Here is a 13,127-nt window from a genome sequence, read left to right on the forward strand (position 1 = left end):
CATGAAACACGCAATCCTCGCACTCGCTTTACTGTGTAGCCCGGTGATGGCCAGCGAAGACATCCCCGATCAATACCCCGCCTCGATGCTCTATGCCAAACCGGTCGAGGTCATTCCGCATGTGTTTTCGGCGATCGGTGCGACCGCCCCGCCCACGTACGAAAACGCAGGCCATAACAACAACCTCAGCTTTATTGTCACCGGGGACGGCGTGGTGGTGATCAACGCAGGCGCCTCATATCTGCTGGCCGAGGCCCTTCATGCCGAGATCAAAGCCGTGACGGATCAACCCGTCAAACTGGTGTTCAACGAAAACGGTCAGGGCCACGCGATGCTGGGCAATTCGTATTGGGCCGACCTTGGCGTCGATATCGTGGCCCATGTGGACGCGGCCGCAGCCTTTGAGGAGAATGGCGATGCCTCTTTGCAAGCCGCCATTGCGCGGGTCAAGGAACGGGCGGACAAAACCCGGCTTGCCGCCCCGTCGATCACTTTTGAGGACAATTACACCGTTGAGATGGGCGGCATGCAGATCGAGGCACGCTACCTTGGTCCCGCGCACAGCCCCGGCGATATCATCGTATGGCTGCCGCAGCAAAGCATGGTCATTTCTGGCGACATGGCCTTTCACGAACGCATGCTGCCGATCTTTGAAGATACAATGACCGCAGAGTGGATTGAGACATGGGAAACTGAATTCGAACCCCTCGCGGCGACTTATGTCATTCCCGGTCACGGCCATCCGACGAATATGGATCAGGTGCGCCGCTATACCCTCGATTACCTCGTGTATCTACGCGGGCAGGTCGGTGAGCTTCTGGAGGAAGGCGGCGGGCTTGCCGAAGCCTATTATGTTGATCAGTCGCCCTATGCGCATCTGGACACATTCGAGGAATTGGCAACCAAGAACGCAGGTCGCGTCTTTGAGCAGATGGAGTTCGAATAGGGGTTTACAGCGTCTGACGAAATACCAGAAAATCGCATATCACCCGCCGCGTTGAAACCTTTGGTTTCAGGCAGCAGTGGATGATTCAGGTTTTTCGCATGACGCTTTAAGCCAGTGTTGCCCTGCGGTCGTGAACCCGGGTCAGGATGACATGGGTCACCATCGCGCCCAGCCACATGCAAAACAGCGCAACCCATGCGGTCAATGCAAAGATCGACCCGCCGGACATGCCCGCCCCCACCGCACAACCGCCCGCCAGCATGCTGCCGAACCCCATGAAAACAGCGCCCACAAGGTAACGTTCCATCGGGGTGTCCGCACCGAAGCGTTCCAATGCGGCCTCGCGGGTCAGCAAGGCCATGGCCCCCGCGCCAATGAATACCCCCGGCACCAAGCCGACCCCGAACCCAAGCGGCAAATCCGAACTGTTCACCAGCCCCATCAGCGTATCCGCCGAAGGCCCGGTAAAGGTCACGGAGGCAATCGGCACGATCTCGAAAGAAACCTCTGCCACGGCATAGGTCAGCATCCAGCCAAGCCCCACAGCCGCCCCCACGCCAGCGGCAGCGAAAGCGTGGGTCCCTTTGACCGCGCGCTGCTGTGCCAGCACGACAGCCAGACAAAGCCCGATGCCTGCCAGCACGCTTAACAACACGGGCGTCAAACCGAAATAGGACATGATATTGCGCCCCTGCCCCCCTTCAATCAGCCAGAGACCGGAGAGGTCTTCGCGCAATGGAGAGAGCACACCGCGCAAGGACGCCTGAGCCACTAAGGTCAGGACAAGGCCGGTGATCAGCGCCCGGAGGTTTCCCGTGGCCGACAGCACCAGCAAACGGCTCGCGCAGCCGCGCGCAAGGATCATACCTGCCCCGAACATCAGCCCGCCGATGATCGCCCCCGACATGCTGCCAGTGGCAGATAACTGTCGGCTGGCAGAGACATCCAAAATGTCCAGTGCAATCGCGCCCTGTACGAAAAGGACCGCCGCGCAAAACGCGATAAGCCATATTGCCAGACGTGGCCCAAAGGACGCGTTCGAGACCTCGACCGTCGCCGCCCGCAGGCAGAAACGGGAATGCTGCGCCATAGCGCCAAACAGCAGGCCCGTTAACGCGCCCGCCCCGGCAAGAACGGCACCCTCGCCGAATTGATCCAGCAGTGCTTCAATCATCGCAGCATCCTCACATTGGCCACCGTTAACACCGCCAACGTCTCAAGCGCCCTGATGCAGATCAACGACGCTTGCGCCGCCCAGGATTTGGGCTGTCTTGCCGGTTATGCAAATCTGCCCGTTCGTTTGCACCCGATAAGTAACCATGGGGCAACCGGAAAGATTCCGCGCTTCCCCTGACGTAAACACCACAGCGATCTAGCGCGGATTTGCGCCCAGACGCTCAGTCCAATCCGACCGCCTCACGCGCGATGTCATCCAGCAGGGATTGCACGTCCTGCATGGGACCGTCGGGATAGGTCCGGTATCCCACCATCACCTCGCCTGCGCGTTCGGCAACAAAGATGCCATAGGGACACTGCGCGATGTTCATCGGGTCCGCTTCCATCATCTTGCGCGACACCACGGCGGAACAGAACACATAGATATCCGCCGCTTCAAACAGCTTTACGTCACTGCCGACATCGCCTGCCGTCCGGTTGAGCATCTCGCCCGTGTGGCTGACATAATCAATCACCAGCCCTTCGCCGATGATCGCGTTTTCCACGCTGAATGCAGCATCGTCAAAACTGCCGTCAAACGGGTAAACCACAGAGGTATCCTGCGCCTGTGCTGCCCCAAAAGTGGCCAAGCAGGCCAGCCCCGCCCAAAAGAATGTTCGCATATCCGTCCCCTTCCATGGTGAAAATTGATCGATATGGTCAAAGAGAGCTTTGCGCGTGATCAAAGCCCTCTCTGTTTCAGTCTAGGCTCCGAACATGTCGGCGGTGATGCCGGTATACCACCCTTCGGATTCCTCATAGGTCGTCTTGCGCAATTCTGCGGTCTCACCCGTCGCCGAGATGAAACCGTCAACCTTGGCGATCTTTTCCTCGGTTGCCTCATAGGTCGCGCCGACTTTGACGCCGTTGTTGGTGTCGATCAGCGACCAGCAGGTGTTGGAGAACTTGGCCGGGAAGACTTTGGATCCCGTCAGCGCACCGCGCACCGCATTAGCGCATACCTTTGCCTGCGAGTTGGCCGAATAGCCCGACTTTGGCATATCCCCCTGCTGCGCGGCATCGCCCAGAACATGGATATCCGCATCCGCCTTTGACGACATGTCGGCCGCATTCACGGGCGCCCAGTTTCCGTCTGTCACACCGGCAAGCTCGGCAATATGACCTGCCTTCATGGCGGGGATGACATTGCAGACGTCCACATTTGTCACTTCACCGTCGATCGACAAGGTCATGGCGTCCGCGTCAACTGCTACGTTGCCACCGCCAAAATCGTCACCGATCCAGTCGATCATGCCATCATAGTGATCCGCCCAGCCTTCCTCAAACAGCGCCTGTTTTGAGAACTTGGCTTTCGGGTCAGCAATAATGATCTTGGCCGTTGGATTGTTCGCCTTGAGGTAATGCGCCACCATCGACACCCGCTCATAAGGACCGGGGGGGCAGCGGTAGGGGTTTGGCGGCGCGACCATCGCAAAGGTCCCGCCCTGCGGCATCGCCATCAGTTGCGCCTTGAGCAATTCCGTCTGTGATCCCCCCTTGAACGCATGCGGCATCGCATTTTGCGCAGAGAGGTCCCATCCCTCAACCGCGCCGTCGACAAAATCAATGCCGGGCGACAGGATCAGCTTGTCGTAGGGAACCGATCCGCCCCCCGCCAGCGCAACCGTCTTGGAATCGCGATCAACGCCCGTGGCCCAATCATGCACAACATTCACACCACTGGCAGCAAGGCCACCATAGGAATGACCGAGTTGCCCCATCTCTTTGAACCCGCCGATATAGAGGTTCGAAAAGAAGCAGGTGTAATACTGGCGTGTCGGCTCGATCAAGGTGACCCCGACCTCACCCTTGCTGTCCTTGGCGATATAGCGCGCAGCGGTCGCACCGCCTGCGCCCCCACCGACAACAACCACCTGTGGTTTACCGTGGCCAGCCGCAAAAACAGTGGGCGCTGCTAGGGTTCCCATTGCGGCGGCACCCGTGCCCAGAAAGGCGCGTCTTTTTAGTGTCATCGTTCTCTCCTCCCAGAGTTTGGCCCCGTTATTCGAGGTCCTGAAAATATGCGGCCAGCGCCGCTATCTCATCATTTGACAACCGCCCCGCCATCATCTGCATGACGGGATGGGGTCTGAGCTTGCGTTTGTAGGCGTGCATGGCCACAACGAAATCCTCCGTCGGCCATTGCGTAATTCCAGGAATACCATCGTTTGCGCCACTTGTCTGGTGGCAGGTCTTGCACTCACTCGCGAGGTATTCGCCGTATTCAGGATCCCCCTGAATGGCGAGGATCACCGGATCCAGATCATGATCGGTGCCCGTCGCGGTCGGCTCGGCTTCGGGAATGTTGCCCGGATCATCGGAGTAACGGCGCAGATACGCCATCAGGTCGGAACGCTCTTGTTCGTTTTTGATGCCCCTGAAACTCATCCGTGTTTTGGAGACCAAGGCGCGCGGGTTCTCGATATAGGCATCAAGGGTTTGCGCCGTCCAGATCAGGCCGTCATTGCCCATGCGGATCATGTTTTTGGAGTATTTCACCCCCTCCACACGCCCTGCCGTGCGGCCAAACACCCCGTTCAACTGGGGGCCGATGCCATTTTCGGCGCCCTCCCCCACCTTGTGGCAGGATGCGCATTGACGGAACACCTCCCGGCCCTTGTCCGCGTCGCCCAAACCAGTGGCCATCGCGCCCCCCGCTGCCAAAGCAAGGGCAAGACCGGCCAAAGACGAAAGGAACACGCGCATCGCCTTATTCCTCGAAGGATTTGAGGTATTCGACAACCGCCAAGAGATCGTCTTCTTTCCTCAGCCCGGCGAAGGCCATCTTGGTGCCCTTCATGTAGTCTTTTGGCTTGGCGAGAAAGGCAATCAGTTCGGCTTCGCTCCAGACCAGACCTTCCTCACCGGCAGCGGTCATGGGTTTGGAATATCTGAAGCCCTCGACCGCGCCCGCAGGCTTGCCGACAATTCCGTTCAGGATCGGACCGACACGATTTTTGGCATCCTCCCCCACCTGATGACAGGATTTGCACTTGCGAAACACCTTCTCGCCCTCTTCGGCAAGGGCAGCGTCAAATGACGCCGCGACGACCTCGGGTTCGGCCTGCGCCGCGGTCTCAGCGACGTTCGTCTCCTCAGCAGGGGCCTGCGCCTCTTCCTGCGGTGTGACATCAAGAACCATGGCGCGCATCGTGACGCTCACGGGTTCGGGTTTGCAGTTCTCCATACAGGGTTCACCGCGCCACTGCGCGTATTCCGTCTCGGCCCGATCATCGACGATGAACCCATCCGCATTCGGCATTTCCACGTCCAGAAATGTCTCATTGGACAGTACAAAGTCATCGTCAATCAGATCATTGGAATAAAGAATATAGGCAAGAATCGCATATGTCTCATCATCACTCAGTGTCCCTGCGTTGCCATAGGGCATCGAGCGTTTGATGTAATCAAAAGCCGTCGACAGATACGGCCAATAGGACCCAACCGTCTTGAGCGGGTCGTCATGGTAAAGCGTGTCCATACCCCCGGCCAGTTTCGGCCAGTTGCCAATCCCTTCGGCAAAATCGCCATGACAGGCTGCACATTGGGTGGCAAATATTTCCTCACCGATGATCGCGTCCCCTGAACCCACTGGCAGCCCTGTGCCATCAGGGCGCACATCCCCATCCCACGCGGCGATTTCCTCGGGCAACGCCGCCCGGCCAAGGCCAAGCTTGTCCGCCATCGCAGGCGCGGCCATCAGGGACAGCGCGGTCAGGGCCAAGGTTGATTTAAGAAACTTCGACATTTTCAGTCTCTCCGTTCGCGCGTACCAGCCATGTCTGGATGCAGTTGTTGTGGTAAATCGAATTCAATCCGCGCACTTCGCGCAGCTGCGCCTTGGTGGGCTGAACATATCCTGTTTCGTCCATGGCACGGCTCTGCAGCAGCAGTTCTGACCCGTCCCAATCCGTATCGAGGTAAAACCGCGTCAGGGCCATTTTCTCGCCCGGTTTGGCAAGCCGCGCGGTTTGCCAACTCATGCCGCCATCCTTGGACACATCCACACGGGTGATCGCACCTTTGCCCGACCACGCGAGGCCACTGATCACCAGCGGTCCCTTGCCATGAGTGATGGGGGATTGCGGGCTTGGGCTGGTCACGACAGACTTCGCATCCATCGCCCATGTCCACTTGCGGCTGGTGCCATCCGCAAGGGTGTCGGTATATTTCGACGTCTCTTCGCGGCTTTCGACGGGGCCGTCCATCACTTCGATGCGGCGGATCCATTTCACCCACATGTTGCCTTCCCATCCGGGAACGACGAGGCGCACAGGGTATCCGTGCTCCTTGCGCAGCGCTTCGCCATTGGCCTTGAACGCGATCAGACAATCATCCAGCGCCTTTTCCATGGGGATCGAGCGGCCATTGGATGAGGCATCCGCCCCTTCCACAAAGACCCATTTGTCCTTGAGATCACCCGCCGTATCGAGCCCGGCTTCCTTCAGCAAGGTACGCAGGGGTACGCCGGTGTATTCCATATTGTGGATCATACCATGGGTGAATTGCGCGCCGTTCAGTTGCGCACCGGCCCATTCCATGCCGGTATTCGCCGCACATTCACAGAAATAGACGTGGTTTTCACGCGGGAACCGCTCGAGATCGCCGTAGGTGAACACCAGCGGGGTATCGACCAGGCCGTTGATCATCAGGCGGTAATCTTCTTTCTTCAGATCAATCGCGCCAGAATGGTGACGCTCGAACGCGCAACCTTGCGGCGTAATCGTGCCATCCAATGCGTGAATGGGCGTGAAGTTGATCGAACTGACCGTATCCGCCGTCAGCCATTCGACATTGCGGCGGATCACGTCGCCTTCATGCGCGATGGGCAGACCATAGGGGGTTTCATCGACGCCATCGCCAAAGGCCTGCGCCCATTCCTGCACATCGGTGATCAGAGGGTCGGGTGTTTGGCTGCGCGCCGCCGTTGCACCCAGCGCTCCTGCACCGGCGGCGGCGGCCCCACGCAAAAACGCACGCCGCGAGGTGCCGTCTGGTTTATTGTCATGCTCTGCCATGCCTGATGTCTCCTGTCGTTTGGGTCCGCTCATGCGCCGACCACTTGCACACTGTTGTTGGGATCAAGGGAGATGACCCCCTGTTTGGCGATATGCGCCTCAACCACATCCCAGATCGCAGGCCCCTCGGTGCCTTCATTGACCGAAGCCCAGCCCGCAACCTGATAGGTTCTGGCAGGATCAATCGCCTCACCCGTCTTGAGCAGGGTCATTTCCGTGATCCTGTCCCCCTGCGGCTTTGTCACATCAATGCGATAGCCAAGGCCACCAACCCGCACCATATCCCCACCCTGCTGGTAATAGGGGTCCGGGTTGAACAGGTTGTCGGCCACATCCTCAAGGACCACATGCAGGAATTCTCCGGTCATTTCGGTACGATACGCAGCACCATAGCTCATCGAGGTGACATTCCAGATGTCTTCGCGGGTGATGTCCTGACCCGGCAGGATCGACGGCCCCCAGCGCACGCCGGGGCTGAGCGCGATGTCTGCCTCCCGCTCGGAAATCAGCGCATCGCAGATCAGATCATCCCACGTCCCGTTGAAATTACCGCGCCGGTAGAGCAGTTGATCCTCGCCCGTGCGGCCAATGACTTCGCTCAGCTTGTCCATGTAAGGCGCCCGCTGGGCATCAATGACTTTCGCAACCTCCGGATCAGGCGCGATCACATCGGAAAAAATCGGGATCAGCTTGTGGCGGAAGCCCATCATGCGCCCGTCGCGAACGTCCAGATCCACACGGCTGACGAATTTCCCGTTCGATCCGGAGGCCACGATGATCGTGTCACCCACAAGCACCGGTTCGGGCAGCGCATCATGGGTGTGGCCCGACAGGATGACGTCGATGCCCGTCACTTCGCCCGCCATCTGCTTGTCCACGTCAAAGCCATTATGCGACAGGCACACCACCAGTTCAGCACCCTGCGCGCGGACCTGATCGACCATCTCCTGCATGTTCTCATCGCGGATACCGAATGAATATTCAGGGAACATCCAGCCCGGATTCGCAATCGGCATATAGGGAAAGGCCTGACCAATCACGGCGATCTTAACGCCGCCGCGCTCAAAGAACTTGAAAGGCGGGAACAATTCCGCAGGCTCGTCCCATTCCGCGTCAAAAATGTTCTGCCCAAGGGCCGCAAAAGGCAGCCCCTCGACAATCTCATTCACGCGATCAGAGCCCAGCGTGAATTCCCAATGGAATGTCATCGCATCCGGCTTCAACGCATTCATCACATTCACCATGTCCTGCCCTTGCGTCTGGAAACAGGTATAGCTGCCGTGCCATGTGTCCCCGCCGTCCAGCAACAGGGCATCAGGGCGGTCCGCACGGATCGCATTGATCACGGTTGAAACACGGTCCAACCCGCCCACACGCCCATAACTTTGCGCCAAAGCCGTGAAATCATCATAGGTCAGCGCGTAGGCCGACGCGCTGCCGTCCTCAATTCCATAGAGCTTGCGAAATTCAGCGCCCGTTATGTGCGGCACGGCACCCTTGTTGTCACCCACCCCGATATTGATTGAGGGCTCGCGAAAATAGATGGGTTTGAGCTGCGCATGGATGTCCGTGATATGGATCAACGACACATTGCCGAAGGTATCAAACTCAAGCAGCTTGTCTTGCGTCAGCGCCTGTTGCGCCGCCAGACGGGACCAGTTCCCGAAACCAGAGGCACCCAAAAGCGCCGTTGCTGCCATGCTGGTTTGCAAAAAATCACGGCGAGATATCATTCCGGAACTCCCAGTCGCACGAACATATGCGGTTTATTGAATTAGTGTTTAGAGAGAAAACCCCGCGCCGATCTCTCGGGCGGGGCTTTTTTCGTTCAGTTACGGACGGAGGGGCCTTCGACGCTCAGACCATTGCCGCGTGAGGCGACGTAAAGTTCCAGCGCCACGAACTCAGCGCTGCCGGGGCTGTATGTTTCAGCGCGCGTATCGCGAATACACCCTTTGAAGCGCGAGTGTGAGCCGTTCAGCTTAGTGTTTTTCAAACGATAGACCGGAAAGCCGTTGATCTGCCCCTGGCTCAGGTGATCCGCCCGGATCATCATGCCATAGTTGTCCTCATGGCAATTCGAGCAGGACAGCTCCAACTGGCCTGTGCGCGTGTAATAGAGCTCTTTGCCAAGTTCCCAGGTGGATTGCGCAGGACCGTCAATCGCAACGTTCACAGGCATGCCACGCGACACCGACGCAAGGGCCGCTTCCATGTTGATCGCATCACCGCTGTCGTATTTCCACGCCTCGGCACCCATGCGATTGGTGCGGCAATCGTTCACCTGCATCTGCAAGGTGCGCACTTCGCCCGCGGCTTCATTCCATTTTGGATATGTCGCTTTGACCCCTGCCATGCTGTCGATGTCATTGTGACAGGCCGCACAGGATTTACCTTCGGTGCCCTCTGCCGTCGCCCAGACCTCCAGTGCCTGTTCGACAAAGATCATGCCGGGGTTGTCAAAGTCATCCGCCTGCATGGCACGCGTTTCCGTACCGCGAAACAGCCACCCTGACATGACCTCATCCAGCGCGTCCGACACATGCGCCGGTGCCGCAGTCCGCGTCACGATGGAAATATCTTCGTTCACCACCAGCTGATCATCCACCGGTTCAGCGAATGCGCCCGGTGTTATCATGAACGTCGCCAGCAAAGCGCTTGTTATTTTCCGCATGGTATCCCTCCCAAGAATGATGCGCTTATCAGCCGATCGCGATTGATTTGGTCTCTTCGTAGACAGAGCCGTCATCATCGTACCATGTAAATTTGAACTCACCGGCCTCGGGGACCTTTGCTTCGAACTCAAAATAGGGGTTGGTGGAAATCGCGGGTTCCATCTTCACGTCCACCACGTTTTCACCGTTAAAATCGCAGGTGAAGCGGTTGATGATTGAGCGCGGGATTACGTTGCCCTCTTTGTCTTTACGCTGACCGGATTCCATTTTGTGGCTGATCAGCGTCTTGATGGTGATGCTGTCACCTGCAGACGCTGTTTTTGGTACTTTCACGCGGGGTTTTACACCTGACGCCATGTTAAATCTCCTTGATCGCTTTAGCCGCCGCAGCCGCCGATTGTTACCTTGACCGTGCTGGAGGCTTGCACGAACGACCCGTCTTCAAGCTTGGCGATTGCCACGACATCCTGCGTACCAGCGAGACGAATACGGGTAGACGCAGCGCGCGAGGCCGAAAGCGGTCCAAACTTGAAGATGGCCACACCGGGCGTCGGATTGCCCGTCGCCAGCACGAGGATTTCCGCAGCCGTTTCCGAGGCGACTTCGATTGGCACCGTATTCCCGTTCTCGGCAATTTCAGGGGCGATCAGATTGATATCGCCCGCGCCCACTTCGGCACCGCCCGTGAACGCAGCGATTGCGTCTTCGGCCGCAGAGGATACGCGCAGTGGAACACCGGCAATCAAGAGCGCCCCCGTCCCCATCAAGATTGCATTACGTCGTGTCAGTTCCATAACTTGATCTCCTTCATTCTCTTTCGGAAAACATCCGAAAGGGTTTGGATTATTCTGTGAGCGTCGCGAGGTAGGCGACAACATCTTCAACCTGCTGGGCGCTCAAAAGCGGCCCAAACGTCTCATCCGCAGCCTTGCCGGTGTAGGCATTGCCCGGGCGTATGAACCCTTCAGTCTTGTAAAACGATGGCATCATGCTGTCCTCGAACAGTATCTTGGCGTTCACGACAATGCCGCGCAACTCCGCTTCGGACCAGCGATCTGCAGTGCCATCCAGCATGGGCCCGATTTCACCGTGCCACGGCACATCCGCCAGATCGCTGACCTGATGGCAGGCCACGCAATTGCCCTGCCCCTTGTCGCCGACAATCAGACGGCCATTGGCAGGATCGCCGGGTACACCGGTCAATGACTGCTCCACCGCACCTTCGTTGAAACTGACAGCTGTGGGTGCAACCTCCTCGGCCAGCGCACCTGAACCAGTGAGCCCCACGACGGAAGCCAAAATTACGGAAATCCTCATACGTCCTCCCAAACGCTGCATTTTGTATACCGTAGCGCACAGGATCACGTTGACGCAACAACAAATTCAACTAATTGAATTTTATTATGTGATAGGTCAGAACCGCTTGTTTTTGCGCATTATTTCGACTGCTCTGCGAATTTTCGGGCATGATATCGTTGGAAACCTTCGTCTCCGTCATAGCCTTCCTCGACGACCCAGTTCAGCATATTAAAGGTCGTATAGCGCCCAAAGGCACCGGGCATTGTTGCAACGGCGGCCTTACCCGCAGAAACCCCGTCCTCGACCTGTGTCGGGAAAAAAAGAATCATGGGCGTGAATAATGCACCCCATTTTTTGACCATTTCCTTTTCCGGCAAGGCCTCGCCATCAAAGTCCGTCACCTCAACGTCACCGAACATGTTGATCTGCACGACAAAGAAGTTTTCCTTGATGTACCCGGCGATTTCATCAATCGGAAAGACCTCTTCATGCATCTTTTTGCAATAAATGCAGCCACGCTGTTCGATGATGACCATCAGGCGCTTGCCCTCGGCATTCGCTTCGGCAAGGTCCTCTGAAAGGTCCTTGAACGTCTCGCGCATCCACGGCGCCTTGTGCAGCCCGTCATCCCCCAGATTTGCAGCCACAGCCCCCGTGGCCATCATGACCAGTGCAACACATGCGGTGAACAGTTTTCTCATGAGGTTTCCTCCCGTTTATCCAAGCACGCCAAAGTTTGGAAACACCTCCAGCATCAGCAGTGCGATGTAATTCATTGAGTTTGTCGCGATCAGCAGGCCAAAGACGATCAGCATCACACCCATCGCCTTTTCAATCCGCCCAAGGTGACGGCGAAACCGGTGCATCCAGCGCATGAAGGGCCCGATAAACAAGGCCGCCAGCACAAAGGGTGCAGTCATGCCCACACCATAGACGAACAGCAACCAAGCTCCCGTCGATGCCGTATCAGCGCCGGCCGCCGTGAACAGGATGGCCGCAAGGACCGGCCCGACACAAGGCGTCCAGCCAAAGGCAAAGGCAAGGCCGATCACATAAGCACCTGCATAGCTGACACTGGACGCCCCGCCCGTATCCGCACGCAGTTGTCGGTACAGAATCCCGATCCGGATCACGCCCAGAAAATGCAGGCCCATCGCGATAATGATCGCCGCCGCGATCCAGCGCAGGATGTCGAAATATTCGCGCACGACCTGCCCAAACAGTGTCGCTGCCGCGCCTAGGCCCATAAAAATCGTGATCACACCTGCGGCAAAGCAACAGGCGGCAAGCACGGCGCGCCTGCGTGTGCGACTGTCAATCTGTGCGTCCGCCGAAATCTGGTTCATGCCCACACCGGCCAGATAGCTGAGATAGAAAGGCACCATAGGCAGGATACACGGTGACAGAAACGACAGCAGACCGGCAAGGGCAGCGCCCAGAAAGGTGATATCCATCATAGCAACGGTCGAGCCTTGTGTTATTCACATATTCATATTACGTTATTTGTAGATCAAAGGTCAATTTGACATGTTCCTGCGCGCCCTCGTTTTTTCCAGCCTGCTGGTTTTGGCCGGTACATATTCTGTTCTGGCGCAGACACGGTTGGTGATGATCGAGGAAAAAGGCTGCATCTGGTGCGCCCGCTGGAACAAGGAAATTGCGGACATCTATCCGAAAACCGACGAAGGAAAGACCGCCCCTTTGCAGCGTATGGACATCCATGCGCCGCGACCCGAGGGACTCAGCTTTGCGCGCTCGCTTCATTACACGCCGACGTTCGTGCTGATTGTGGACGGCGCAGAAGTGTCGCGCATCGAAGGGTATCCGGGGGAAGATTTCTTCTGGGGCCTCCTGCGGCAAATGCTCGTTGACGCAAATATTGCCATACTTGAATAAAATACCGGGCTGCGGCGCAATGGGCCGTTGTACGAAAGGTCAGGCCCCCTTATGAACAAGCAAACCTTGGCTGTTGAA

Annotated in this window: 15 protein-coding genes; 2 read left to right on the forward strand and 13 right to left on the reverse strand. The window is 57.6% G+C overall.

Annotated elements, in window-relative coordinates; genetic code table 11:
* Position 1: 1 nt before the first annotated feature.
* A complete protein-coding gene (locus RLO149_RS15470) occupies positions 2-946 on the forward strand; it encodes an MBL fold metallo-hydrolase (RefSeq protein WP_013963043.1) in 945 nt (314 codons plus the stop codon).
* A 106-nt stretch (positions 947-1,052) separates the two neighbouring features.
* Here RLO149_RS15470 and RLO149_RS15475 read toward each other — a convergent pair whose 3' ends face one another.
* From RLO149_RS15475 to RLO149_RS15535, 13 genes are all read right to left on the reverse strand, one after another.
* On the reverse strand, positions 1,053-2,120 hold the full coding sequence (locus tag RLO149_RS15475; RefSeq protein WP_013963044.1) for a YeeE/YedE family protein: 1,068 nt from the start codon (positions 2,118-2,120) through the stop codon (positions 1,053-1,055).
* 223 nt (positions 2,121-2,343) lie between these two features.
* Complete coding sequence (locus RLO149_RS15480; protein WP_013963045.1) at positions 2,344-2,784, reverse strand: DUF302 domain-containing protein; 441 nt, start codon at positions 2,782-2,784, stop codon at positions 2,344-2,346.
* A gap of 81 nt (positions 2,785-2,865) precedes the next feature.
* The gene (locus tag RLO149_RS15485) at positions 2,866-4,134 is read right to left on the reverse strand and encodes an NAD(P)/FAD-dependent oxidoreductase (RefSeq protein ID WP_013963046.1); all 1,269 of its coding nucleotides are present in this window, start codon (positions 4,132-4,134) and stop codon (positions 2,866-2,868) included.
* 28 nt (positions 4,135-4,162) lie between these two features.
* Positions 4,163-4,867, reverse strand: a complete 705-nt coding sequence (locus RLO149_RS15490; protein WP_013963047.1) for a c-type cytochrome — start codon at positions 4,865-4,867, stop codon at positions 4,163-4,165.
* Positions 4,868-4,871: 4 nt separating this feature from the next.
* Entirely contained in the window at positions 4,872-5,909 is a 1,038-nt protein-coding gene (locus RLO149_RS15495) for a c-type cytochrome (protein WP_013963048.1), read from the reverse strand.
* Entirely contained in the window at positions 5,893-7,179 is a 1,287-nt protein-coding gene (gene soxC, locus RLO149_RS15500) for a sulfite dehydrogenase (RefSeq protein WP_013963049.1), read from the reverse strand. The genes RLO149_RS15495 and soxC overlap by 17 nt, the downstream gene beginning before the upstream one ends.
* 29 nt (positions 7,180-7,208) lie before the next feature.
* Positions 7,209-8,912, reverse strand: a complete 1,704-nt coding sequence (soxB, locus tag RLO149_RS15505) for a thiosulfohydrolase SoxB (protein WP_013963050.1) — start codon at positions 8,910-8,912, stop codon at positions 7,209-7,211.
* Between the two features lie 95 nt (positions 8,913-9,007).
* Complete coding sequence (gene soxA / locus RLO149_RS15510; RefSeq protein WP_013963051.1) at positions 9,008-9,853, reverse strand: sulfur oxidation c-type cytochrome SoxA; 846 nt, start codon at positions 9,851-9,853, stop codon at positions 9,008-9,010.
* A 28-nt stretch (positions 9,854-9,881) separates the two neighbouring features.
* On the reverse strand, positions 9,882-10,211 hold the full coding sequence (soxZ, locus tag RLO149_RS15515) for a thiosulfate oxidation carrier complex protein SoxZ (protein WP_013963052.1): 330 nt from the start codon (positions 10,209-10,211) through the stop codon (positions 9,882-9,884).
* 20 nt (positions 10,212-10,231) lie between these two features.
* Complete coding sequence (soxY, locus tag RLO149_RS15520) at positions 10,232-10,648, reverse strand: thiosulfate oxidation carrier protein SoxY (protein WP_013963053.1); 417 nt, start codon at positions 10,646-10,648, stop codon at positions 10,232-10,234.
* A 49-nt stretch (positions 10,649-10,697) separates the two neighbouring features.
* Entirely contained in the window at positions 10,698-11,171 is a 474-nt protein-coding gene (soxX, locus tag RLO149_RS15525; protein ID WP_013963054.1) for a sulfur oxidation c-type cytochrome SoxX, read from the reverse strand.
* 119 nt (positions 11,172-11,290) lie between these two features.
* Positions 11,291-11,854: a thioredoxin family protein gene (locus RLO149_RS15530; protein WP_013963055.1), complete on the reverse strand. Its 564-nt coding sequence runs from the start codon at positions 11,852-11,854 to the stop codon at positions 11,291-11,293.
* A gap of 15 nt (positions 11,855-11,869) precedes the next feature.
* A complete protein-coding gene (locus tag RLO149_RS15535; protein WP_013963056.1) occupies positions 11,870-12,610 on the reverse strand; it encodes a cytochrome c biogenesis CcdA family protein in 741 nt (246 codons plus the stop codon).
* Between the two features lie 70 nt (positions 12,611-12,680).
* On the opposite strand from RLO149_RS15535, the gene RLO149_RS15540 reads away from it, so the two are divergent.
* On the forward strand, positions 12,681-13,049 hold the full coding sequence (locus RLO149_RS15540; RefSeq protein WP_013963057.1) for a thioredoxin domain-containing protein: 369 nt from the start codon (positions 12,681-12,683) through the stop codon (positions 13,047-13,049).
* Positions 13,050-13,127 lie beyond the last annotated feature (78 nt).

Origin of the sequence: Roseobacter litoralis Och 149 (assembly GCF_000154785.2) — a bacterium.
Lineage (GTDB): Bacteria > Pseudomonadota > Alphaproteobacteria > Rhodobacterales > Rhodobacteraceae > Roseobacter > Roseobacter litoralis.